Here is a 24,203-nt window from a genome sequence, read left to right on the forward strand (position 1 = left end):
CTCTTTTAATTTAACAGTAGAAACTTTTAAGTTTAAGATAAATATCTTTATGTCCAAAGAAAAATCTATCTGAGATTAGGGTGTCTTTATCTGATTCGCTTAATGTAGGAAATGAATAATCCAATTTTTCTATAGCCCAAGAGTTCATTGAATTAAGTAAAGTTAACTCCTTTTTATAGTTATTAACTATATAGTTTTTCCATTTTTCATCATGAAGTAATAAACATACTGTATAATGAGCTAGATAATCAAATGTTACGGTATGGCTTGGCTCCCAAAATTCTCCTAGATTTAATTCTTTTTCTAGGTCCTTATAATTCGGAATAGACTCTAATAAAGATATTTCTAACTTCCATAAATCTATCAATCCTTGTTGAGCAGTATTAAACTTAAAATCTCGCTCATTTTTCCCTTGCAGATGCTCCACATATTTTATAGTTGATAATAATGAAACTATTTGATAATTTGAAACAAGATGACTTTCAATGGATGAAGTTATTTGTCGCCAGGATATTTCAGTTTCATAAAATCTTTGTAACAAATAACTATGTTTAGCAGCAATTTGGTTCATTGGCAAACAAACAGCTAGTATTTTAGAAACTCTTAGAAAAGCAGAGCTTAATAATAATATGGTTTTTCTAATATTTTCATCGCTAAAATAAGTCAAATTGTGATGAATCATTCTTTTAATTAAATATTCTATAGATACTTTACCAGATAAATTATCTTCATTTTCTCTTAGCCAAGATGGACAATAATATATCTCGTTAGTCCTTTTAGATAAATCTAAAACAAAAACTAGACTATTCGCACAAAAATCATTATTAATAACGAAAGGCTTATCAGAGAATAACTTATACATTATTTTAAAATTTTCTCCCTCTAAATAACCATTCACCAATCTAATGTTAATTTGCGACAAATGGTATCTAGATTGCCCCCAGTAAAATTGGCTATCAATTATTTCATCTGATGAAGAATTATCTAGCCATTTAATAAATTCTTCATTTTCTTTTTTAGATAGTTTTAAATTTCTTAGATTCTGCCAGATATGTTCTTTTTTTGCCCTAAATCGATTATTTATAATACTTAAAAATTCTTCAGTTCGATTGTAGTTGAATTCTATTTCAAAACTTTTATCAATAGAACGAAGAATCTTTCTTTTATAAAAATACCAAATATGTTCTGGACATAAAATTTTCCTTAAAGAATCTATATTTTGGACTAATTCTTTTATTCTAAATGATAAAATTGGAACCTCAACATTTTCTTCTCTATCAAATACTGAAAAGATATTTCCATCACATAAAACAATTATTGAAGCATTAATTTCAGGATGAATAGCATAAATTAGTGCCTGTTGAAAATGTTCAAAAGAAAAATTGTCCTGATTTAGGGGCTTTTTAGCTTCAACAATCCAAAAAGATTCCTTCCATAAAGTTGCACTATAATCAATAAACTTATTCTTAAATTTTTCATCATTAAAAAAACGTAAATGTTTTTCTCTATCTAATGATGAATATTGTCCTTTTTTATATCCTAGAATTCTTAATATAGGATTTATGATTTCTTCTCGAACATCAGCTTCTGAGAACCCTGAAATATCTAGGTTTTGAATTTCAGTTATAGTTTCTAGTTCAATTTGTGTCAGAGGAGATAAATTTTTATTTGTTAATAAAGCTGTTTTAATATCAAATTCACTATCAATTAACATACATAGCAACAATTTTGCGTTCTATAATTTACTTAATTTTTTACCACAAAAGGTGGGCTAGCAAGCCCACCCCATAAGATAGTTTATACAATATAACCTAAGAATTAACCCATACGATAGTTAGGGGCTTCTTTAGTAATCGTTACGTCGTGAACGTGTGATTCTTTGATACCTGCGCCGCTAATACGTACGAATTGTGCTTTAGTACGAAGATCTTCGATAGTTGCCGAGCCGGTTAAGCCCATGCAAGAACGTAAACCGCCCATTTGTTGGTGGATGATTTCTTTTAAGAAACCTTTGTAAGGAATACGTCCTTCGATACCTTCCGGTACTAATTTGTCAGCAGCGTTGTCCGATTGGAAATAACGGTCTGAAGAACCTTTACTCATCGCACCTAATGAACCCATCCCACGGTAAGATTTAAACGCACGACCTTGGTAAAGTTCGATTTCGCCCGGTGCTTCTTCCGTACCGGCAAACATAGAGCCTACCATTACACAGCTTGCGCCCGCTGCGATTGCTTTTGAAATATCGCCGGAGTAACGGATACCGCCGTCGGCGATTACCGGAATACCACGACCTTCTAATGCCACCGCCGCTTCTGCGATTGCAGTGATTTGCGGTACACCCACACCGGTTACAATACGTGTAGTACAGATTGAACCCGGGCCGATACCCACTTTCACCGCACTTGCGCCGGCATCCGCTAATGCGATTGCACCTTCAGCGGTTGCAATGTTACCGGCTACGATTGGTAAGTTAGGATATTTTGCACGAGTTTCACGTACACGTTGTAACACGCCTTCAGAGTGACCGTGTGAAGAGTCGATTAATAATACATCCACCCCTGCTTTTACTAACGCATCGATACGCTCTTCATTACCCGGACCGGCACCGACAGCCGCACCGACACGTAAGCGACCGTATTCATCTTTACACGCATTCGGTTTTTGTTCCGCTTTTTGGAAGTCTTTAACGGTAATCATACCTTTTAATTTGAAGTTATCATCTACCATTAATACTTTTTCAACACGATGCTGATGCATTAACTCAAGAATTTCTTCACGGCTAGCACCTTCTTTTACGGTAACTAAACGTTCTTTAGGCGTCATTACTTTAGCAACCGTTTTAGTAAGATCTCTGACGAAACGTGTATCACGTCCGGTAATAATACCGATTAGATTATTTTCACCGTCCACAACAGGATAACCGGCAAAGCCGTTTTTCTTCACCAGTTTAGCTAATTCTTCAAGCGTTAAATCCGGAGAAACCGTTACCGGTTCGGAAACGATACCGCTTTCAAATTTTTTCACTTTACGTACGCGATCCGCTTGGCGTTCGATCGACATATTTTTATGGATAAAACCGATACCGCCCTCTTGTGCTAAAGAAATGGCTAATTTCGTTTCGGTAACGGTATCCATCGCCGCCGAAAGCATCGGGATATTAAGACGAATATCTTTAGTAAGTTGAGTTGAAAGATCTGCGGTATTCGGAAGCACGGTAGAGTGTGCAGGGACTAGAAGAACATCATCAAATGTGAGGGCTTCTTGTTTGATACGTAGCATTGCAATAGTTCCTTTGAGATTCAAATAAAAAATAGGTATGGGAAAAATTGCGAGCGGATTATACAGAGGTTTCCTTTTTTTGTAAATTTGAATTTTGGCAAACGATTGCTTTTTGCTGAAATTTTGATGAATATTTTTATTTATTACAAAAATTTAACTTTCCGATAGCTTTTCTCTCTTGAATTGAGCTAAATTGTCCTTATTATGATAAACTACATTTTTTAGCTACATTAGAGAAGAGATTATTAGAGAATGGGCAGAAAACGAAGTGCCAGTTCCTCTCGCTGGTTGGCGGAGCATTTTAAAGACCAGTTCGTACAGAAAGCACACAAACAAAAGTTGCGTTCTCGCGCTTATTTTAAATTGGATGAAATTCAACAAACCGATCGCTTGTTCAAGCCGGGTATGACAGTGGTGGATTTAGGTGCGGCACCGGGCGGTTGGTCACAATATGCGGTCACGCAAATCGGTAGTAAAGGCCGAATCATCGCTTGTGATATTTTAGATATGAACCCGATTGTCGGTGTTGATTTTTTACAAGGGGACTTCCGAGAGGAATCGGTGCTGAATGCGTTATTAGAGCGAGTCGGTGACGATATGGTCGATGTGGTGATGTCGGATATGGCTCCGAATTTCAGCGGTATGCCGTCGGTAGATATTCCGCGAGCAATGTATTTAGTGGAGCTGGCTTTAGATATGTGCCGTCAGGTACTTGCACCTAAAGGTAGTTTTGTCGTCAAAGTGTTCCAAGGCGAAGGTTTTGATGAGTATTTAAGAGATATTCGTGCAATGTTTAGTACGGTAAAAGTACGTAAGCCTGAAGCTTCTCGTGATCGTTCAAGAGAAGTTTATATTGTCGCAACGGGATATAAAGGTTGATAAGCGGTTAAAAATTGCGAATTTTTGGCAAAATTCAACCGCTTGTGTGAAATTAAGATAACGAATTTTTTATTCTAAAAGAGGAACTTAACCTTGAACGATATGGTTAAAAATATTGTCCTTTGGGTAGTGGTAGCTATTGTGCTGATGACTGCTTTTGAAGGCTTTAATTCAAATTTTGGTAACAACAATACGGTTGCTTATTCAACTTTCTTGAACGATATTAAATCGAATAACCTTAAAGAAGTAGATTTCAAACGTAACGATGAAACCATTTCCGTTACCAAAAACGATGGTACGCAATATCAAACCGTGATGCCGATGTACGATGAATATTTATTGGCGGATTTAGCGAAAACAAATGCGACGGTGACCGGTCAGCCGGAAGAACGTCGCGGTTTGCTTTCTCAAATCTTAATTTCATGGTTCCCGATGTTAATGCTCATCGGTTTTTGGTTGTTCTATATGCGCCAAATGCAAGGCGGTGGCGGTCGCGGCGCAATGAGCTTTGGTAAAAGCAAAGCAAAAATGCTGACGGCGGAGCAGGTTAAAACACGTTTTACCGATGTTGCGGGCTGTGATGAAGCCAAAGAAGAAGTCGGTGAAGTGGTGGACTTCTTAAAAGACCCGAGTAAATTCCAAAAATTGGGCGGACGTATTCCAAAAGGTATTTTGATGGTCGGTCCTCCGGGTACGGGTAAAACATTATTGGCGAAAGCGATTGCCGGTGAGGCGGGCGTGCCGTTCTTTACGATGGCGGGTTCCGACTTCGTAGAAATGTTTGTCGGTGTCGGTGCTTCTCGTGTGCGTGATCTTTTTGAACAAGCGAAGAAAAATGCACCTTGTATCATTTTTATCGATGAAATTGATGCGGTAGGCCGCAAACGTGGCGGTGCCGGTTTTAGCGGCGGTCACGATGAGCGCGAACAAACGCTTAACCAAATGTTAGTTGAGATGGACGGTTTTGAAGGTTCGGAAGGCGTGATTATTATCGCTGCGACTAACCGTGCCGATGTGCTTGATGATGCTTTAACGCGTCCGGGACGTTTTGACCGTCAAGTAACGGTAGATTTACCGAACGTGAAAGGTCGTGAGCAAATCTTAAAAGTGCATATGAAAAAAGTACCGCTTGCACCGGATGTTGATCCGATGGTAGTCGCTCGTGGTACGCCGGGTTATTCGGGGGCGCAGTTAGCGAACTTAGTGAATGAAGCGGCATTATTTGCCGCACGTAAGAATCAGCGTGTCGTGACAATGGACGACTTTGAACAAGCGCGCGATAAAATCAATATGGGGCCGGAACGTCGTTCTAATACGATGACGGAAAAAGAATTGATGAATACCGCTTACCATGAAGCCGGTCACGTGATTGTCGGTTATTTAATGCCGGAACACGATCCGCTGAATAAAGTAACGATTGTGCCTCGCGGTCAAGCACTTGGTTTTGCACAATTCTTACCGGAAGGTGACCGTGTAAGCGAAACTTTTACCAAATTGGAAAGCCAGCTTTCAACCTTATTTGCAGGGCGAATTGCCGAAGGACTTATTTTTGGTGAAGATAAAATTACCACCGGCGCGTCTTCGGATATTCACCGTGCGACCCAAATTGCTCGTGCAATGGTAACTCAATGGGGCTTCTCTAAAGAGTTAGGACCGTTGTTCTATCAAAACGAAGACGGTATGGGAGCAATCAAAGGCGTATCGGAAGAGTCGCAAAAACTGATTGACCAAGAGATGCGTAAGATCATCGACCGTAACTATGAGCGTGCGAGAAAAACCTTAGAAGACAATTTGGACATTTTACATGCGATGAAAGACGCATTGTTAAAATATGAAACCTTAGATCGTAAACAAATTGATGATTTGATGAATCGCCGTCCGGTAGGGGAGCCTGCAGGTTGGAATGATAAAGGTGACGATAATTCGTCCAGCGATTCAGCCGCAGAACCAAAAAGTGATGCGGAACAGTCGAAAGACGTACCGCATACCGATGCGGTAGCGGATAAACAGGCTGATGCTTAATTATTCATCATGACTGAATAGAAGCCGAGAAGCGAAAGTTTCTCGGCTTTTTTGTTTACAAATTGTTGATTTTCCAAGCGGTTGAATTTCTTTGGAAACTTACAAAGCAAAAAATTTAGCTAACATATTGATTTTAAATGGTGTAATTATAAGTTTACAGTGAAATTTTTTCGTTACATTTTATTTTTGTTCTTGTAGAATAGCCGGACTAATGACAATCTTAGAGGTTATAAGAATATGCAAAATAAAACTTTTGGCAGCACATTGATTGTTGCGGGGACGACGATTGGTGCGGGAATGTTGGCGATGCCTCTCACTTCTGCGGGAATTGGCTTTGGCTGGACGGTTGCTTTGCTTATTGCATTGTGGCTATTACTTTCTTTTAGTGCCTTATTATTCGTTGAACTTTATCAAAATGCGGAGAGTGATGCGGGTATCGGTACTTTAGCCGAAAAGTATTATGGTAATTTCGGACGAATTGTTTCTACCGCAGTATTGGTCATTTTCCTGTATGCAATTCTTTCCGCTTATGTGTCCGGCGGTAGTTCATTACTGGCTGGTATTATGCCGACTATCGGTGACAGTGAAACCACTAAAAGAATTGCCGGTGTGATTTTTACCTTGGTTTTCGGTACTTTTGTGGTAATCGGTACAACCAGTGTTGATGTAGTAAATCGTATTCTGTTCTTAACCAAAATCGGGGCGTTTTTACTAGTATTAGCGTTATTATTACCGAATATTTCATTCAATAATTTACTTGAAACGCCGATTGATAATGCGTTATTAATTTCCGCTACGCCGGTTTTCTTTACCGCTTTCGGATTCCACGGTTCAATTCCGAGCTTAAATAAATATTTAGACGGTAATGTAAAAGCGTTACGTATTTCAATTCTGGTCGGTACCGCTATTCCGTTAGTGGCTTACGTATTATGGCAGCTTGCGACACACGGTTTATTGAATCAAACCGAATTTTTACAATTGATTGAGAAAGATCCGACATTAAACGGTTTAGCGGAAGCGATTCAGCAAATGACAGGTAGCTCGTTAATTGGCGGAACGGTTAAGCTATTCTCCGCCTTAGCGTTAATCACTTCGTTTTTAGGGGTAGCGTTAGGTTTATTTGAATGTTTGGAAGATTTATTTAAACGTATTCATATTAATACGCCTCGAATTTCACTCGGTTTTTTAACTTTTATTCCGCCGATGTTATTTGCCTTTTTCTATCCGGAAGGCTTTATTGCCGCATTAGGCTATGCAGGGCAAATGTTTGCTTTCTATGCTCTTGTATTGCCGATTGCAATGGTATGGAAGTTCCGTAAACAATATCCGGATGCGAAATATAAAGTATTCGGTGGAAATATTGCATTGTTGGTTGCATTATTATTAGCAATATTTATTATTAACGTTCCGTTTATTATTGAAGCCGGTTATTTACCAAAAGTAATTGGATAAGTATGGACGGAAGCGGTCGGATATGGCTAAAAATTTACAAATTTCGCCCGCTTGTTTAAATGACATAGTAAATAGAATGGATTGGTTATATTACAAATGAAAAATAAAATTTTAGGTAGTGCTTTAATGATTGCCGGCACGACGATTGGTGCGGGGATGTTAGCGATGCCGCTTACTTCGGCAGGGATGGGATTCGGTGCGACAGTTGTTTTATTGGTCTGTTTATGGGCGTTATTAGCTTATACCGGCTTATTATTTATGGAAGTGTATCAAACGGCACCTAAACAAGATATCGGTGTTGCGAGTCTTGCCGAACAATATTTCGGTATGACGGGACGAGTACTGGCAACGGCAAGTTTATTGATTTTACTTTATGCCTTATTGGCCGCTTATATTACCGGCGGCGGATCGTTACTCTCCGGCTTATTGCCTGTCATCGGTGATGCTCACACAACGACTCAAGTGGGAATCTTACTTTTTACTGTGTTACTCGGGTCGTTTGTGGTAATCGGTATTAAAGGTGTGGACGGACTAACACGTTTATTATTTATCGGTAAGATTATTGCTTTCGTTTTTGTATTATTGATGATGTTACCGAAAGCCAAACTTGAAAATTTAACCGCTGTACCGTTAGATAATCTGTTTGTGGTTTCGGCCGTACCGATTTTCTTTACTTCATTCGGTTTCCACGTAATTATGGCGAGTATCAATACTTATTTAGATGCGGATATTCGTAAAATTCGTATTGCGATTTATATCGGTACCGCCATTCCGTTAGTGGCTTATTTATTATGGCAACTTGCAACCCATGGTGTATTAACCCAAGCGGAATTCGTTGAAATTTTAAAACAGGATCCGACCTTAAACGGTTTGGTTAAAGCGACCAGCCAAATTACCGGTAGTACAATTTTAGGTGAAATGGTACGTTTATTCTCAGCATTAGCTCTGATTACCTCTTTCTTAGGGGTTGCAATGGGGATCTTCGAGTGCGTTGGTGATTTATTAAAACGTATTAATTTACCTGCAAATCGTTTATGGCTGACCTTAGCGACCTTTATTCCGCCGGTATTATTTGCGTTATTTTATCCAAACGGATTTATTGCGGCGTTAGGCTATGCAGGTTTATTGTTTGCCTTTTACGGAATGTTATTGCCTATCGGTTTGGCTTGGAAAGCTCGTCAGCAACATCCTAATTTGGCGTATAGAGTGATTGGCGGTAAGGCTGCTCTGGTGGTCGCATTAATTGCCGGGATCATCATTATGGTCATTCCTTTCTTTATTCAGCTAGGCTACTTACCACAAGTTGCCGGCTAAGAAGGTATTACGTAAGCGGTCAGATATTGCAGAAAGTTTGCAAATTCTGACCGCTTTTTTATCTGATAAACACAGCTAACTTTTACGATAATTTTTAATTAGGAACGGTAAATGGATATTGACGTTAAGTCACAACTTATTGAGTTTAATACGAAACAACGTCACGATTTTTCTCAAAAGGACGTTTTTGAACTTATTTATCAACGTAGTGATTTTTACGATGAATTATTAGCTGTGCTATGGCAGCAATTCGGTTTTGATAAACGTTGTGATATGGCTCTGATTGCAGTCGGCGGATACGGCAGACGAGAGATGTTCCCACTTTCCGATGTGGATATATTGGTATTAACGGAGCAGAATATTGATGATGAAACAACGGGGCAACTCAACGCACTATTTAATCTGCTATGGGATTGTAAATTACAGGTCGGAGCCAGTATTCGTACCATAACTGAGTCGCTAGATGTCGGTCGTAGGGAAATCTCGGTTGCAACCAATATTTATGAAGGACGCTTTTTAGTCGGCAATAAACAGTTATGGACAACATTAGTCAAACAAATTTATCAACCGGACTATTGGCCGATAGAAGATTTCTTCCAAGCTAAGATTGAAGAAAAGAATGACCGTTATGCCCGTTATCATAATACCAGTTATAATTTAGAACCGGATCTTAAACATAGCCCGGGTGGATTGCGTGATCTGCATTTGGTTTCTTGGATCTTTTTACGCCATTTCGGAACCTATTCTTTTGAAAGTTTATTAAATAAAGGCATTTTATTTGCGGAAGAGTTTAAGGAATTGAAGACCGCGCAAGCGGTGTTATTCCGTATGCGTTTCGCATTACATTTACAGCTTAAACGCTACGACAACCGGTTACGTTTTGATCGACAACTACAACTAAGTGAGCTGCTTGGCTATCAGGGCGAAGGTAATCAGCCGGTTGAGGCGATGATGAAATCGTACTTCCAAGCAACCCAAACGATTTCTCAGGTCAGTCAATTGCTGCTGAACAGTTTTGAACAGCAGGTATTAAGATCGCAAAATAATTTGGAAAAACAACCGCTGGATCAGCATTTTTATTTGCAAGGAGCGGAAATCTATTGCCGAGATCGTAGGTGTTTTACCCATACGCCGACCGCTATCTTAGATTTATTCTTTTATTTAACGCAATATCCGGAGGTGAAAGCAAGTGCTACGATGTTAAGGCATCTGCGTTTGGCATTGCATAAACTTTCACAACCTTTAAGCGAATTAGCTGAAGCCAGAACTCGTTTTATTCGCTTATTTGAACAGCCGAACGTGATTAAAAAAGCGATTGTTCCTATGCATCAATTGGGTGTCTTATCTGCCTATTTGCCGCAGTGGCAACATATCGTCGGCTTAATGCAGTTCGATCTATTCCATATTTATACGGTAGATGAGCATTCTATTCGTGTGATGCTAAAAATAGAAAGTTTTCTTGATGAGGAAACTATCGAACAGCATCCGCTTTGTTGTCAATATTTTACCGCTTGTAAACATAAACCTTTACTTTATTTAGCCGCATTATTCCATGATATAGCGAAAGGCAGGGAAGGTGATCATGCAGAAGTCGGTGCAGAAGATATGGAGCAATTTGCTCTACTGCATGGTTTTGAACCGCTGCAAGTAGCAAAAATGGTATGGCTGGTGCGAGAACATTTAACGATGTCGATTACCGCACAACGTCGTGATATTCATGATCCGTTTGTAATTAAAGCCTTTGCTGAAAAAGTAGAAAATCAGATCGCTTTGTCTGACTTGATGTGTTTAACGGTTGCTGATATTTGTGCGACAAATGAAACGCTTTGGAATGATTGGAAGCGGTCGCTTTTTGCGCAACTTTTTCAATTTACCAATCAGCAATTGATGAAATCGCTTGATTACCGCAAAGAGGCTGAAATGAATCGCCAACAGGCTTTGGAACTGATTAAGTTTACCCTAAAACCGGATGAACGAATGGATCTGCAACAATTTTGGCAAGCCTGTCCGGATAGTTATTTTTTACGCCATAAGCCGAAACAATTAGTTTGGCATGCTTTAGCTTATCTGAAGCAACAAACGATGCCGTTAGTATTGGTGAGTAACGAATATGCCAGAGGGGCAACGGAAATTTTTGTCTATTGTGAGGATCAAGCTCAGCTTTTTTTACGAATTGCCCAAATATTAAGCCAGAAAAAAATCAGTATTCACGATGCGCAAATTATTACCAGTCAAAACGGCTTGGTTTTAGACAGTTTTATTGTGACGGAATTAAATGGTAAACCGCTGGATGTAATACGCTGTGAGCAAATTCAGCAATCATTTAAGCAGGTCTTAAGTATAAAAGAGCCGAAAGTCTGTAAATTAGAACGTAAGCCGGTTAAACATCAATCATTTAAACGTCAAACCAAAGTGAGATTTTTAGCGGATTCTCAGCAAAATCGCACCGCTTTCGAATTGTTTACGCTTGACAGAGAGGGGCTATTGGCTCAAGTGAGTGATGTATTTAACCAACAAGGTCTAAATTTAATCAATGCGAAAATTACGACAATCGGCGAGAGGGTAGAAGATTTCTTTGTTGTGACGACACAACAAAATCAGGCATTGGATGATAAGGCTCAGAAAGCATTGAAATCGGCATTGCTAACCGAATTATCGGAATAAGATGATATTGAGAAGTAGAGGGCATCATCGCCCTCTAAATTTTTAACATTAAGATTGAGTTTTAAGTAAGCCGGATGAACCCTCGGAATAGTCGCGAGGTTGATCACTGCTACTGTTTTCATCATTATGCGTAATTTGCGGTTGTTTAAAAAACTCTGATTGTTTCGCTTCCGGTATTAGTTTCTCCGAACCGTTTGCTAAATGCGTATAAAGTTTTTTATAGTCTTCGGCAAGAGTTGAGAGTAACGCGGCGGATTGTTCGAAATGTTGTTCAAGCTGTTGTTTTTGCTCTTCGACTTTTTCTTTTGCGGCTTTAAGCTCCGTTTCAAGTTGAATATGCTGTTTTACATTACCTTTAACTACTCGAACAACCGCACTTCCTACAATAATACCGACAAAGAATGCCGCAACAATCGCAAGCCATACGTCAGGTGTCCATTGTTCCATAATAGAATCCTCTTAGTGGTGAAAATTAATCTTTTTTACCATGTTACTCTAGCCAATAGAAGCGTTTCTCAAGACTAAATTTTGAAAATTTGAGCTTTCCGACATTTTTTAGATTTAATGCAAAAAAACTTAGCTTTTTAGGGAAAATGTCTGTATAATATTCGCACCCTGTTTTGTTTGGACTTTCCCGCCGAACAAGTTTGGTCAGATTTTGACTCGAAGGGGTCGGATTCTACCGTCATATAGGTAATTCACTTGTTTATAAGTGGATTGGGTTATAACTAAAAATATTGGTATTTAATTAATGAAAACTTTTGTAGCAAAACCAGAAACAGTAAAACGTGACTGGTATGTAGTAGATGCGACAGGTAAAACTTTAGGTCGTTTAGCTACTGAATTAGCACGCCGTTTACGCGGTAAACATAAAGCTGAATATACTCCGCACGTAGATACAGGTGATTACATCATCGTTATCAATGCAGAGAAAGTAGCAGTAACTGGCAAAAAAGAAACTGATAAAATCTACTACTGGCACACTGGCTACGTAGGTGGCATCAAAGATGCAACTTTCAAAGAAATGATTGCACGTCGTCCAGAAGCAGTGATCGAGATCGCAGTTAAAGGTATGTTACCAAAAGGTCCTTTAGGCCGTGAAATGTTCCGTAAATTAAAAGTTTACGCAGGTAACGAACACAACCACGCTGCACAACAACCACAAGTTTTAGACATCTAATCACGGAGCATCGAAAATGACAGCAGCAAATCAAAACTACGGCACAGGTCGCCGCAAAAGCTCTTCAGCTCGTGTATTTATCAAACCGGGCAATGGTAACATTACCATTAACCAACGTTCTTTAGACGTTTACTTCGGTCGTGAAACTTCACGCATGGTAGTACGTCAGCCATTAGAATTAGTTGAGTTATTAGATAAATTAGATTTATACATCACTGTTAAAGGTGGTGGTATTTCTGGTCAAGCAGGTGCGATTCGTCACGGTATCACACGTGCATTAATGGAATACGACGAAACTTTACGCCCTGCATTACGTGCAGCTGGCTTCGTTACACGTGATGCACGTCGCGTTGAACGTAAAAAAGTGGGTTTACACAAAGCACGTCGTCGTCCACAATACTCAAAACGTTAATTTCGAGTATTACCGATATACGAAAGTATTATCAGCAGAAGGCAGGATTATTCCTGCCTTTTCTGTTTTTATTGCCTGACAAGTGCTAAAATAATCTAAATTTTTAACCAAGGTATTTTTTATGTTAGCTATTATTTCTCCTGCAAAAACGTTAGATTTTGAAACGCCTGCGCCCAATTTTCCTTTTACAAATTCTCAACCGAAATTAACCGTTTATAGCCAACAACTCATTGATATCTGCAAACAATTTTCACCGGCGGAATTAGGTTCTTTAATGTCTATTAGCGATAAACTCTCGAGTCTGAATGTAGCCCGTTTTGCCGAATGGCAATTAGAACACAACGAGCAAAATGCCAAAGCGGCTTTATTTGCGTTTAAAGGCGATGTTTATACCGGACTGGATGCGGAAACCCTTACTCAAGCACAAGTAGAATATGCTCAAGCACATTTGAGGATGTTATCCGGCTTATACGGCTTATTAAAGCCGCTTGATTTAATGCAGCCGTACCGCTTAGAAATGGGAACGAAGTTAGCTAATCCGAAAGGCAAAGATCTGTATGCGTTTTGGGGCGATATTATTACTCAACATTTACAAACGGCGATTGATGAACAAGGCGATAATATCTTAGTGAACCTTGCTTCGGACGAATATTACGGTGCGGTGAAACCGCAAAAATTGCAATCAACTATCATTAAACCGGTATTCTTAGATGAGAAAAACGGCAAATTTAAGCAAATCAGTTTCTATGCGAAAAAAGCGCGCGGTATGATGGTACGTTTTATTTTAGAAACGCAACCGACTAGCGTGGAACAATTAAAAGCCTTTAATTACGGCGGTTATTGGTTTGATGAAGAGGCTTCCGGCTCAACGGAACTTGTCTTTAAACGTGAGGAGAAAGTGTAATGCGTTGGCTTTTTTTTGCAGGGTTTTCACTGTTTTTAACCGCTTGTAGCTTAACGCAGAAGCAATTTGATTTACCGGAAAAAGTGGATTTTCAAGGTAAATCTTATGTGAAGGTAACGGATAATCGTATCGATGAAATGCGACAGTTACTTTATTTACCGTCTGATGGAAAGCAAGATCCCGAACATTGGAATAACGGGATTTTATTTTTCTTAGATCAAAATTCTCAAGGTAAAACCCTTCAACAACGGGTGGCACTTCGTCAAGCCGCATTTGCACAGCAAAATAATACACAATCTAAAGTAAGTATTGAGCAGCAAGAATTGCGCAGTGAAGTAATCTATCCGCCGACAGAACGCTTTAATGATGTGCTGCTTGAAGTCTCTCGAGGTCGAGATTTGCAATGTGGCTACGGACAAATTCAATATTCGGACAAGCGATCTGTTTTAGCAAAAAAAGCACAAAATTCGACCGCTTATCAAGCGTCATTAATTCGACTTGCACAGCAGTTAGCGGCAATGCCGTGGCTTATTACGTGTAAATAGTTCTAAGAAACAGATACGTACTAAGAGGGAGAAATATGGAACAGCAATATATTAAATTAGTAAAGCGGGCGGCAAACTTAGCGATTGTCATTGCTTGTTTACTGATTGTAATTAAGATGTTTGCATGGTGGAAAACCGGCTCAATTTCTATTTTAGCGGCGGTGACCGATTCGGTTGTTGATTTATTGGCTTCGATTACCAATATTTTAGTACTGCGTTTTGCATTATTACCGGCGGATGAAAATCACGCTTTCGGACACGGCAAAGCGGAATCATTAGCGGCCATTGCGCAAAGCGCGTTTATCGGCGGTTCAGCTGTATTTTTAGTATTGCAAGGTATCCATAAACTGACGTATCCGCATTTTATTGAAGGTTCTGAAATCGGGATAATCGTCAGTTTAATTTCTATGGTGTTCACTGCCGGATTAGTTTGGTATCAAAAGCGAATAGTAGCTTTAACTAAAAGCCCGGCAATTGCCGCAGATTCTTTACATTATCAAACCGATTTATTGATGAATGCGGCAATTTTAGTGGCAATGTTATTAAACTTATACGGCTTTGTTTATGCCGATGCGATTTTTGCTATCGGGATTGCGTTGTATATTGGTCTTAATGCGCTAAAAATGTTTTGGGAAGCGGTACAAGTATTATTAGATAAGGCATTGCCGCAAGAGGAAATTGATCAAATTATAGAATTGGCGGCAAAACACGAGTGTATTATCGGTATTCATGATTTACTTACACGCCAAGTAGGGGCGGTGCGTTTTATTCAGCTTCATTTAGAATTAGCGGATAATCTGACTTTATTGGAAGCGCACGATATTACCGACTCGTTAGAACAAAAAATTCTAGCGATTTTCCCGCGTTCGGAAATTATTATTCATCAAGAACCGACCTCAATTGTTCAGCAAGAACTTAAATTAGGGCAAGTAAAAGATTATGTACCAAGTTATCGCTAACTTTAGCTATCAAGATTTTGAAAGCGATCCTGTCACGTTAATTAACCAAATTATCAATCAATGGCGTTTTAACGGACAGATTATCGGGCGAGAGTTTGCAGTAACTTACCATCAAAATCCGCAGGCACATTTCCAAGTACGAGTTTCAACTCCGGAACAAACCAGTTTAATGCCGGAATGGAATAGTGCGGAAGTCAATGAAGCATTATTGCAGGCAGAGGAAAATGGCGTAGCATTCGAATTGTTTGAGATTGTCGGCAGAGATTATCAAGCGGAACAAACCAGCGAACTTGAACAACAGGCATTCCAAATTCTTTATACTACCCACTTAGATAGCTGTTCGCCGGTTTATGGCGGTGAGGATTTTTGTGCGATTCCACTCTACAAAGCAATCAAGCAACAGCAACAACTTGGCGAACAGTTGATTAAATGGCAAGAAAATTGGCAAGCCTGTGATCAATTGCAAATGAATGGCGGTGTATTAGAACAGCAGGCTTTAGCACAAATTAGTGAAGTCGATAGCGAACTTTCGCAAACGGGAGTAGATCTTTGCCACCAGCTTGAAACGCTAAGCGGTGTGCCGACTTTCTATTATTTATATCGTTTAGGCAATGATGTGGCTACAGAACATCAGCGCAAATGTCCTAAATGCCAAGAAGAATGGAAATTAGCACAACCGTTACATCAAGTGTTCCATTTTAAGTGTGATAAATGTCGATTAATTTCTAATTTAAGTTGGGAAATTCAATAACGATATAACTTTTAGATCTATAAAATGAAGAAGTTGTATTGAAACGATAAGGCGAGAGTTATATGCTCGCCTTTCTTTTTTTATTGTGTGGAGGTTCGGATGACTATCCTTAATCTAGCGGTGTTTACCGCATTATTATACCTACTTTTCTTACTGTATAAACATACGCAAAAACTAGGACAAACCGTATTTATCGGCTTATTACTTGGGGTGATAAGCGGTGCAATTTTGCAAAATTTTTACCAAAAGTCAGAAATTGATGCAACGTTAGAGTGGGTTAATTTAGTCGGCAACGGTTATGTACGTTTATTGCAAATGATTGTAATGCCATTAGTGTTTATTTCGATTTTATCGGCGATTACTCGTCTAAAACAGGCAGGCTCACTCGGTAAAATCAGCTTTAGTGTGTTATCGGTTTTACTGGTTACCACTGCGATTGCGGCTGCAATCGGTATTGCAATGGTGTATTTATTTGATTTATCAGCGGAAGGATTGGTTGCCGGTGAGAGAGAATTGGCGGCACAAGGCAAAGTGGCGGGGCGTGCTGAGCAAATATCAAACTTATCCGTGCCTGCAATGTTAGTCTCTTTTATTCCGAAAAACCCGTTCTTAGAATTAACCGGTGCAAACCCGACTTCAATTATTAGCACGGTAATTTTCTCTGCATTTTTAGGCGTAGCGGCATTAAGTTTAGCTAAAGAAGATGCTGCGTTAGGCGAACGTATCGCAGGCGGAGTAGATACCTTAAATAAATTAGTGATGCGTTTAGTCCGTTTTGTTATTCGTTTAACCCCTTACGGTGTATTTGCGTTAATGGCGAAAATGGCAGCGACTTCAAAATGGGAAGATATTGTTAATTTAGGTAGCTTTATTGTGGCGTCTTATTTAGCAATAGGCTTGATGTTTTTAGTGCATGGCATTCTGCTTTTCATGGCAAAAGTGAATCCGCTCGATTATTACAAAAAAGTGCTACCAACACTTAGCTTTGCTTTTACCTCTCGTTCAAGTGCAGCGACTTTACCGTTAAATATCGAAACGCAAACCGATAAATTGGGTAATAATAATGTTATCGCTAATTTCTCGGCAACTTTTGGGGCAACCATTGGGCAAAACGGTTGTGCGGGGGTTTATCCTGCAATGTTAGCGGTAATGGTCGCACCGACGGTAGGTATTGATCCATTTAGTGTTGGCTACGTTGTCACGTTAATCTTAGTTGTGGCGATTTCTTCATTCGGCATTGCCGGCGTTGGCGGCGGTGCAACTTTTGCAGCGATTGTAGTGCTTTCCACCTTAAATCTACCGATTGAATTAGTCGGTTTATTGATTTCGGTCGAACCGTTAATTGATATGGGACGTACCGCATTAAACGTAAACGGTTCAATAGTGGCTGGAACATTAAGCAACAAGTGGCTTAATCAAGCATAACAAGCGGTGATTTTTGGCAAAATTTTTACGAAATTTGACCGCTTATCATCAAAAATAGAAAAAGGGGCGTAAGCCCCTTTGTTATTGATACGAATAGTAGAATTTATTCCACCCAATTGATCACTTCTTCAGCCGGCTTACGGTATTTTTTAGTAATCGGTTTCGCACGATAGCCAAAGGTCACCATACAAGAAACACCGTATTCGTTAGCATCAAATAAGCCTTCCTTCGCTAAGATTTCGTTTACCGCATCATAGTTAAAGCCTTCAATCGGACAAGAGTCAATTCCAATCATCGTTGCACCGGTCATCATATTGCCAAGTGCGATATAAGTTTGTTTTGAACACCAATCGAATAAGGTACGATCAGTTTCTAACACTTTAATATCATCGGTTTGGAACGATTTATAACGAGCAATAGTCGCTTCCATTTGTTCCGGCGTTAAGCCTCGTTTAGATAAGCCTTGACGGAAGAAGTCCGAATCATAGCGCGCGTTTTTCTTAGCTAAAATCACGACTAAGTGACTCATTTCGTGCATCGGATGTTTAATTCCCCAAGAAACCGGTGCAATTTTTTCACGGATAGTTTCATTTTGTAACACAATGAATTTCCAAGGCTCAGAACCGACCGAACTCGGTGATAATCTACCGAGTTCTAAGATATATTCCATATCTTCACGACTGATTTTTTTAGCCGGATCATACGTACGACAAGCGGCACGGAAATTAAATGCATCTAAAACGTCTTGTTTAGCAATATGTGACATAATTACCTCGTAATAGTGTGTAATAAATGTCGTGATAATACGCTTTTCTTCGTTATTAGGCTAATGATTCATCTTATCAACACATTAAATTTTGTTTTTTCTCTCATTTTGTAAAAAAATGTTAAAACAGACCGCTTGTTTAAATGAAGTATTGAAATCAATTAGTTAGGCTAAACCTTAGAAATCAACACTTTAGCCTAACTTTACGTTTACTTTCTTTAGGCAAAGTATTATTATCATAATAATTTTCATCAATATATTTAGATAGAGGATAGGTAATGCAACACCTAAAAGAATTAACAGAGAAAGCGAGAAATGCTTTAGATGCCTTAGATCAAGGTTTAGATGCGTTAGAAGAGTTTCGTGTTGAATATTTCGGTAAGAAAGGTCATTTTACTGCGTTAATGCAAGAATTACGCAATGTTGCGGCGGAAGAACGTCCGGCAATCGGAGCGAAAATCAATGAAGCGAAGCAAACGATTCTTGATATTTTAAATGCAAAAAAAGAAGCGTGGGAACAAGAAGCGTTAAATGCAAAATTAGCGGCGGAAAGTATCGATGTATCATTACCTGGACGTAAAACAGAATTAGGCGGTTTACATCCGGTTTCAATTACGATTGAACGTGTCGTAAAATTCTTCTCTGAATTAGGTTTTACCGTAGCGAGCGGTCCGGAAATCGAAACGGATTACTATAACTTTGATGCGTTAAATATTCCGGCTCACCACCCGGCACGCGCGGATCACGATACTTTCTGGTTTGATGCGCAACGTTTATTACGTACACAAACATCAGGTGTACAAATTCGTACCATGGAAAATATGCAGCCGCCAATCCGCATCGTAGCACCGGGACGTGTATATCGTAATGACTACGACCAAACACATACACCGATGTTCCACCAAATCGAATTGCTTTATGTGGACAAAAAAGCCAACTTTACCGAGTTAAAAGGTTTGATTCACGATTTCCTAAAAGCGTTTTTCGAAGAAGATTTACAAGTGCGTTTCCGTCCGTCATTCTTCCCATTCACAGAGCCTTCGGCCGAAGTGGACGTAATGCGCCAAAACGGTAAATGGTTAGAAGTATTAGGTTGCGGTATGGTACATCCGAACGTCTTACGTAACGTAGGTATTGATCCGGAAGAATACAGTGGTTTTGCGGTAGGTATGGGGGTTGAACGTTTAACGATGTTACGATACAACGTAACGGATTTACGTTCATTCTTTGAAAATGACTTACGTTTCTTAAAACAGTTTAAATAATAGTTAGCTACGGAAATTCACTGAATACACGGGAATGACAAGCGGTCAAAATTAAGTGAAATTTTGCAAATTCCGTGTAAGAAAATAGAGGATATAAAATGAAATTTAATGAATCTTGGTTGCGTGAGTGGGTAAATCCTGCGGTATCAACAGAGCAATTATGCGACCAAATTACTATGTTAGGTTTAGAAGTCGATGATGTTGAGCCGGTTGCCGGTGCATTTACCGGTGTAGTTGTGGGTGAAGTGGTTGAATGTGCTCAACACCCGGATGCGGATAAATTACGTGTAACTAAAGTAAATGTAGGCGGTGATCGCTTATTAGATATCGTATGCGGTGCACCGAACTGCCGTCAGGGCTTAAAAGTGGCGTGTGCAACGGAAGGTGCGGTATTACCAGGCGATTTTAAAATTAAGAAAACCAAATTACGCGGTCAGCCGTCTGAAGGTATGCTTTGTTCATATTCTGAATTAGGCATCAAAGAAGATCATAGCGGTATTATCGAATTACCGGCGGATGCGCCAATCGGTCAAGATTTCCGTGAATATTTAGATTTAAATGATGTGGCAATCGAGATCAGCTTAACTCCAAACCGTGCGGACTGTTTAAGCATTGCCGGTATTGCACGTGAAGTGGGAGTAATTAACCGAGCGGAAGTAAAAGCACCGGTGATTTCAACCGTACCTGCAACGATTGCGGACAAAGTCGCTGTAGAATTACAAGCACCGGAAGCTTGCCCGCGTTACCTTGCACGTGTGGTGAAAAATGTAAACGTAAAAGCGGCTTCACCGTTATGGTTACAAGAGAAATTACGCCGTTGTGGTATTCGCTCAATCGACCCGATTGTGGATATTACTAACTTAAGTCTGTTAGAACTTGGTCAGCCGATGCACGCTTTCGATGCGTCTAAAATTGAGGGTGCTATCCAAGTCCGTATGGCAAAAGAGAGTGAAGAATTAGTTTTATTAGACGGTACAACCGCAAAATTACAGCCAAATACTTTAGTGATTGCTGATAGCAAAAGTGCATTAGCGATGGCGGGTATCTTTGGCGGTGAGGCAAGCGGCGTAAATGAAAATACGACTGACGTAGTATTGGAATCTGCATTCTTTGCACCGTTAGCAATTACCGGTCGTGCTCGCCAATATGGTTTACACACCGACGCATCACACCGTTTTGAACGTGGTGTTGATCCTCAATTACCACGTGATGCGATGGAGCGTGCAACCGCATTATTACTTGAAATTTGTGGTGGGGAAGCCGGTGAAATTGTAGAAGCGGTAAGCGAACAACACTTACCAAAACGTAATACGGTTACCTTACGTCGTAGCAAATTAGATGCGGTAATCGGTCACCACATTGAAGATGAAACGGTCACTGATATTTTAACTCGCTTAGGTTTAAACGTAACCTTTGCAAATGAGAGTTGGACTGCTGTAGCTCCAAGCTGGCGTTTTGACATTGAGATCGAAGAAGATCTTATCGAAGAAGTCGCACGTATATACGGTTATAACAGTATCCCGAACAATTCTCCGCTTGCCCATTTAACGATGAAAGGCACACCGGAGAAATTATTAGAAGCTAGCCGTATTCGTACTGCATTAGTGGATAGCGATTACCAAGAAGTGGTGACATACAGCTTCGTTGATCCGAAAAAACAATCATTATTGCATCCGAATCAAGAAGCGTTAATTCTACCTAACCCGATTTCAAGCGAAATGTCAGCAATGCGTTTATCGCTATTAACCGGTTTATTAGATACAATCGTTTATAACCAAAGCCGTCAGCAAACACGCGTTCGTATTTTTGAAGGCGGTTTACGCTTTGTTCCGGATGCAACAGCGGAATCGGGTATTCGCCAAGAATTCGTATTCGGCGCAGCAATTGTCGGCGATAAACGTCCGGTACACTGGGAAAATAAAGGTGAAGCGGCAGATTTCTTTGATTTAAAAGGTGATATGGAACGTGTATTATCATTGACCTCAGCACGCCATGATTTACAATTTGTAGCGAAACAGTTCCCTGCATTGCATCCGGGACAATCTGCGGCAATTATGTTAGACGGCAAAGAAATCGGTTTTATCGGTTCGGTTCACCCTTCTATCGTACAAAAACTGGGTATTAAAGGTAAGCCGGTTGTATTTGAAATTCTTGGCGATGCTATTGCAAATCGTCCAGTTCCAACAGCAAAAGAAATTTCTAAATTCCCGGCAAATAACCGTGATATTGCGGTGGTCGTAGATGAGAACGTCCCTGCGGGAGATGTATTGGAAGCTTGTCGTCGTGCCGGCGGTTCAAAATTGATTGCGGTAAACTTATTTGATGTGTATCGCGGTGTAAATTTAGCCGCAGGTAAGAAAAGTTTAGCAATTAGTTTAACGGTTCAAGACACGGAAAAAACGCTTGAAGAAGAAGAGATTTCGGCAGTTACTCAAGCGGTATTAGCTGAATTGGCTCAACGTTTCCAAGCATATCTAAGAGATTAGATTTAAGGATTATTTTATGGCACTCACTAAAATTGAACTCGCAGAAAGCCTCGTTGAAAAATGCGGCTTTGATAAACGTATCGCCAAGCTCTTTGTTGAGCAATTTTTTGAGGAGATTCGAAGTTCTTTGGAAAACGGCGAAGAAGTTAAATTATCCGGCTTTGGCAATTTCTCATTACGAGAGAAGAACGCTCGTCCGGGACGAAACCCTAAAACCGGCGAGACAGTTGCGGTCACAGCTCGTCGAGTGGTTGTGTTTAAGCCTGGTCAAAAGCTTAGAGATAGAGTTGAAAACGTAAAAGTGAAGGCATAAATAAGGCATTCCATAGGCTTAATTAAAGCTTATGGGATGTTTTTTATAGGAAACCTCATATGATTAAATTCAGTAAGCAATATTTACCTATGGCTGCGGTAATATCCTGTGCCGTATTATTAACGGCTTGTTCAAATGATATTAACGTTTCAGGTCCGATTAAAGCGAGAGCGGGAATTTTCCGTACGCATCATAGTACTTTATCTGATCCGATTATGGCGATAAGTAGTTTGAGCGAGCAGCAACATGAATGGAAAGGAACTCGTTATCGTTTAGGCGGTAATAGTAAGGCTGGTATAGATTGTTCCGGCTTTATGCAAGTGACGTTCCGTGATTTATTCGGCATTGATTTGCCGAGAACAACCTCTGAGCAGGCGGAAGAGGGGACTCGAATTGACCGTGATGAAATTAAAACCGGCGATTTAGTTTTTTTCAAAACAGGGAGAGGGCCTAACGGAAAACACGTCGGTGTTTATGTGAAAAACGGACAATTTTTGCATGCTTCAACAAAAGGCGGAGTAATCTATTCGGATATGAATTCGCCGTATTGGTCGAAAACATTCTGGCAAGCACGCCGTTTATAGAGCTTTAATGTGAGGTAGATCACATTTCTGAATAAAAAGAAGCTGATTTTTAAAATAACACTTGAAAAGTTTAATAAATTGACATATCCTATACAAACTTAATAAAAAGTGTTGTGTACAGCAACCGATTTCATAAATTTGCTTTCCGAGTAGCCCCTAAGTTGAGGGGCTTTTTTTATGCCCTTAATTTTCTAACGACAAGCGGTTAAATTTATCCTTTGTTTTACAATTGGGGCGGTTTAGGTACTAAAAAAGCTCCCGAAGGAGCCTTATTTTATCGAGAGAAATATTTTAATAGCGGTTCGGGATTTTGAATATACTGCGTTAAATCTCTTGTATACGGATGACCGATATAGGGAATCTGTCCAAGTAGAGGCGCATCAATTTTTTTGCTTAATAATTCGATAAGCTCCGCATAATGGCGTAATCCTGGATTTACCCGATTTGCAATCCAACCGATTAATTTAACGCCTTGTTGTTTAATCGCTTGCGCAGTCAATAAGGTATGATTTACACATCCTTCTTTAATTCCAACCACAAGAACAACCGGCATATTATTCTCTTTTACCCAATCGGCGAAACTCAGGTCTTTATTAATAGGAGTAAGCCAACCGTGCGTACCTTCTACCACAATATTAGTATAAGTCTGTTGTAAACGATCGAGATCATTATTTAACTTTTCTTCTTGAATATGATGAACCGCATCCAATGCCGCAAAAACCGGCGTGCTGGAATGAATAAAGGTATAACTGTTAATTTCACGATATTTGACTGGCAGAGGACAACTATCAAGAATAGTTATCACATCAGGATTATCTTCACTTGCGTAATCGACTTGATTCTGTTCTGTAGGCAATGAATCGTCCCCGCCACAAGCAATAGGCTTATAGCCTACCGCTTGGCAATCGTGTTGTGTAAGTGTCTGTAAAATTGCACGAGTGACGGTTGTTTTTCCTACATTGGTATCCGTACCGGTAATAAATAATGAAGGCATATTTCT

21 protein-coding genes are annotated in these 24,203 nt (G+C 39.7%); 16 read left to right on the forward strand and 5 right to left on the reverse strand.

The genetic code is table 11. From position 1 onward, the window contains the following. Nucleotides 1–10: 10 nt before the first annotated feature. Entirely contained in the window at nt 11–1,714 is a 1,704-nt protein-coding gene (locus tag NYR63_RS03090) for a type I restriction enzyme HsdR N-terminal domain-containing protein (RefSeq protein ID WP_279458137.1), read from the reverse strand. 104 nt (nt 1,715–1,818) lie between these two features. Continuing rightward, the gene (guaB, locus tag NYR63_RS03095; RefSeq protein WP_279458138.1) at nt 1,819–3,282 is read right to left on the reverse strand and encodes an IMP dehydrogenase; all 1,464 of its coding nucleotides are present in this window, start codon (nt 3,280–3,282) and stop codon (nt 1,819–1,821) included. A gap of 252 nt (nt 3,283–3,534) precedes the next feature. Between guaB and rlmE the strand changes: the two genes are divergently transcribed. The 5 genes from rlmE (at nt 3,535) to glnD (ending at nt 11,613) form a co-directional block, all read left to right on the forward strand. Next, nucleotides 3,535–4,161 (forward strand): 23S rRNA (uridine(2552)-2'-O)-methyltransferase RlmE, encoded by a 627-nt coding sequence (gene rlmE / locus NYR63_RS03100; protein WP_115586956.1) that lies wholly within the window; start codon nt 3,535–3,537, stop codon nt 4,159–4,161. 102 nt (nt 4,162–4,263) lie between these two features. After that, on the forward strand, nt 4,264–6,183 hold the full coding sequence (gene ftsH / locus NYR63_RS03105) for an ATP-dependent zinc metalloprotease FtsH (protein WP_279458530.1): 1,920 nt from the start codon (nt 4,264–4,266) through the stop codon (nt 6,181–6,183). 237 nt (nt 6,184–6,420) lie between these two features. Beyond that, complete coding sequence (locus NYR63_RS03110; protein WP_279458139.1) at nt 6,421–7,635, forward strand: aromatic amino acid transport family protein; 1,215 nt, start codon at nt 6,421–6,423, stop codon at nt 7,633–7,635. 96 nt (nt 7,636–7,731) lie between these two features. Beyond that, on the forward strand, nt 7,732–8,949 hold the full coding sequence (locus tag NYR63_RS03115; protein ID WP_279458140.1) for an aromatic amino acid transporter: 1,218 nt from the start codon (nt 7,732–7,734) through the stop codon (nt 8,947–8,949). 111 nt (nt 8,950–9,060) lie between these two features. Next, nucleotides 9,061–11,613 carry a bifunctional uridylyltransferase/uridylyl-removing protein GlnD gene (gene glnD / locus NYR63_RS03120; RefSeq protein WP_279458142.1) on the forward strand — a complete coding sequence of 851 codons (2,553 nt, stop codon included), beginning with the start codon at nt 9,061–9,063 and terminating at the stop codon, nt 11,611–11,613. 48 nt (nt 11,614–11,661) lie between these two features. On the opposite strand, the gene NYR63_RS03125 is transcribed toward glnD, so the two are convergent. Then, entirely contained in the window at nt 11,662–12,060 is a 399-nt protein-coding gene (locus tag NYR63_RS03125) for a YhcB family protein (RefSeq protein ID WP_279458143.1), read from the reverse strand. A 304-nt stretch (nt 12,061–12,364) separates the two neighbouring features. On the opposite strand from NYR63_RS03125, the gene rplM reads away from it, so the two are divergent. From rplM to NYR63_RS03160, 7 genes are all read left to right on the forward strand, one after another. Then, the gene (gene rplM / locus NYR63_RS03130) at nt 12,365–12,793 is read left to right on the forward strand and encodes a 50S ribosomal protein L13 (RefSeq protein ID WP_005596850.1); all 429 of its coding nucleotides are present in this window, start codon (nt 12,365–12,367) and stop codon (nt 12,791–12,793) included. Between the two features lie 16 nt (nt 12,794–12,809). After that, entirely contained in the window at nt 12,810–13,205 is a 396-nt protein-coding gene (gene rpsI / locus NYR63_RS03135) for a 30S ribosomal protein S9 (protein WP_005596852.1), read from the forward strand. Nucleotides 13,206–13,326: 121 nt separating this feature from the next. Further along, nucleotides 13,327–14,109, forward strand: a complete 783-nt coding sequence (gene yaaA / locus NYR63_RS03140; protein ID WP_279458144.1) for a peroxide stress protein YaaA — start codon at nt 13,327–13,329, stop codon at nt 14,107–14,109. Continuing rightward, complete coding sequence (locus tag NYR63_RS03145; protein WP_279458145.1) at nt 14,109–14,654, forward strand: ABC transporter ATPase; 546 nt, start codon at nt 14,109–14,111, stop codon at nt 14,652–14,654. The genes yaaA and NYR63_RS03145 overlap by 1 nt, the downstream gene beginning before the upstream one ends. 35 nt (nt 14,655–14,689) lie before the next feature. After that, nucleotides 14,690–15,613 carry a cation diffusion facilitator family transporter gene (locus tag NYR63_RS03150; protein WP_279458146.1) on the forward strand — a complete coding sequence of 308 codons (924 nt, stop codon included), beginning with the start codon at nt 14,690–14,692 and terminating at the stop codon, nt 15,611–15,613. Beyond that, on the forward strand, nt 15,594–16,364 hold the full coding sequence (locus NYR63_RS03155) for a Zn-ribbon-containing protein (protein WP_279458147.1): 771 nt from the start codon (nt 15,594–15,596) through the stop codon (nt 16,362–16,364). The genes NYR63_RS03150 and NYR63_RS03155 overlap by 20 nt, the downstream gene beginning before the upstream one ends. 99 nt (nt 16,365–16,463) lie before the next feature. Then, nucleotides 16,464–17,789 carry an L-cystine transporter gene (locus NYR63_RS03160; RefSeq protein ID WP_279458148.1) on the forward strand — a complete coding sequence of 442 codons (1,326 nt, stop codon included), beginning with the start codon at nt 16,464–16,466 and terminating at the stop codon, nt 17,787–17,789. Between the two features lie 103 nt (nt 17,790–17,892). Here NYR63_RS03160 and NYR63_RS03165 read toward each other — a convergent pair whose 3' ends face one another. Next, a complete protein-coding gene (locus NYR63_RS03165) occupies nt 17,893–18,555 on the reverse strand; it encodes an NAD(P)H-dependent oxidoreductase (RefSeq protein ID WP_279458149.1) in 663 nt (220 codons plus the stop codon). A gap of 278 nt (nt 18,556–18,833) precedes the next feature. On the opposite strand from NYR63_RS03165, the gene pheS reads away from it, so the two are divergent. The 4 genes from pheS to NYR63_RS03185 all read left to right on the forward strand — a co-directional run bounded on the left by pheS (nt 18,834) and on the right by NYR63_RS03185 (nt 23,203). Further along, nucleotides 18,834–19,820, forward strand: a complete 987-nt coding sequence (pheS, locus tag NYR63_RS03170; RefSeq protein ID WP_279458150.1) for a phenylalanine--tRNA ligase subunit alpha — start codon at nt 18,834–18,836, stop codon at nt 19,818–19,820. Between the two features lie 98 nt (nt 19,821–19,918). Continuing rightward, nucleotides 19,919–22,306: a phenylalanine--tRNA ligase subunit beta gene (gene pheT, locus NYR63_RS03175; RefSeq protein ID WP_279458151.1), complete on the forward strand. Its 2,388-nt coding sequence runs from the start codon at nt 19,919–19,921 to the stop codon at nt 22,304–22,306. Between the two features lie 16 nt (nt 22,307–22,322). After that, the gene (locus tag NYR63_RS03180; protein ID WP_279458152.1) at nt 22,323–22,619 is read left to right on the forward strand and encodes an integration host factor subunit alpha; all 297 of its coding nucleotides are present in this window, start codon (nt 22,323–22,325) and stop codon (nt 22,617–22,619) included. 59 nt (nt 22,620–22,678) lie between these two features. Next, nucleotides 22,679–23,203, forward strand: a complete 525-nt coding sequence (locus NYR63_RS03185) for an NlpC/P60 family protein (protein WP_279458153.1) — start codon at nt 22,679–22,681, stop codon at nt 23,201–23,203. 274 nt (nt 23,204–23,477) lie between these two features. On the opposite strand, the gene bioD is transcribed toward NYR63_RS03185, so the two are convergent. Then, a complete protein-coding gene (gene bioD / locus NYR63_RS03190; protein WP_279458154.1) occupies nt 23,478–24,197 on the reverse strand; it encodes a dethiobiotin synthase in 720 nt (239 codons plus the stop codon). Nucleotides 24,198–24,203: the final 6 nt, after the last annotated feature.

It is taken from the genome of Actinobacillus genomosp. 1 (genome assembly GCF_029774175.1).
Taxonomy (GTDB): domain Bacteria; phylum Pseudomonadota; class Gammaproteobacteria; order Enterobacterales; family Pasteurellaceae; genus Actinobacillus.

Coding starts and splice junctions, on each gene's coding strand:
- NYR63_RS03090 (WP_279458137.1), bottom strand. CDS start 1,714: ATGTTAATTGATAGTGAATTTGATATTAAAACAGCTTTATTAACAAAT.
- guaB (WP_279458138.1), bottom strand. CDS start 3,282: ATGCTACGTATCAAACAAGAAGCCCTCACATTTGATGATGTTCTTCTA.
- rlmE (WP_115586956.1), top strand. CDS start 3,535: ATGGGCAGAAAACGAAGTGCCAGTTCCTCTCGCTGGTTGGCGGAGCAT.
- ftsH (WP_279458530.1), top strand. CDS start 4,264: ATGGTTAAAAATATTGTCCTTTGGGTAGTGGTAGCTATTGTGCTGATG.
- NYR63_RS03110 (WP_279458139.1), top strand. CDS start 6,421: ATGCAAAATAAAACTTTTGGCAGCACATTGATTGTTGCGGGGACGACG.
- NYR63_RS03115 (WP_279458140.1), top strand. CDS start 7,732: ATGAAAAATAAAATTTTAGGTAGTGCTTTAATGATTGCCGGCACGACG.
- glnD (WP_279458142.1), top strand. CDS start 9,061: ATGGATATTGACGTTAAGTCACAACTTATTGAGTTTAATACGAAACAA.
- NYR63_RS03125 (WP_279458143.1), bottom strand. CDS start 12,060: ATGGAACAATGGACACCTGACGTATGGCTTGCGATTGTTGCGGCATTC.
- rplM (WP_005596850.1), top strand. CDS start 12,365: ATGAAAACTTTTGTAGCAAAACCAGAAACAGTAAAACGTGACTGGTAT.
- rpsI (WP_005596852.1), top strand. CDS start 12,810: ATGACAGCAGCAAATCAAAACTACGGCACAGGTCGCCGCAAAAGCTCT.
- yaaA (WP_279458144.1), top strand. CDS start 13,327: ATGTTAGCTATTATTTCTCCTGCAAAAACGTTAGATTTTGAAACGCCT.
- NYR63_RS03145 (WP_279458145.1), top strand. CDS start 14,109: ATGCGTTGGCTTTTTTTTGCAGGGTTTTCACTGTTTTTAACCGCTTGT.
- NYR63_RS03150 (WP_279458146.1), top strand. CDS start 14,690: ATGGAACAGCAATATATTAAATTAGTAAAGCGGGCGGCAAACTTAGCG.
- NYR63_RS03155 (WP_279458147.1), top strand. CDS start 15,594: ATGTACCAAGTTATCGCTAACTTTAGCTATCAAGATTTTGAAAGCGAT.
- NYR63_RS03160 (WP_279458148.1), top strand. CDS start 16,464: ATGACTATCCTTAATCTAGCGGTGTTTACCGCATTATTATACCTACTT.
- NYR63_RS03165 (WP_279458149.1), bottom strand. CDS start 18,555: ATGTCACATATTGCTAAACAAGACGTTTTAGATGCATTTAATTTCCGT.
- pheS (WP_279458150.1), top strand. CDS start 18,834: ATGCAACACCTAAAAGAATTAACAGAGAAAGCGAGAAATGCTTTAGAT.
- pheT (WP_279458151.1), top strand. CDS start 19,919: ATGAAATTTAATGAATCTTGGTTGCGTGAGTGGGTAAATCCTGCGGTA.
- NYR63_RS03180 (WP_279458152.1), top strand. CDS start 22,323: ATGGCACTCACTAAAATTGAACTCGCAGAAAGCCTCGTTGAAAAATGC.
- NYR63_RS03185 (WP_279458153.1), top strand. CDS start 22,679: ATGATTAAATTCAGTAAGCAATATTTACCTATGGCTGCGGTAATATCC.
- bioD (WP_279458154.1), bottom strand. CDS start 24,197: ATGCCTTCATTATTTATTACCGGTACGGATACCAATGTAGGAAAAACA.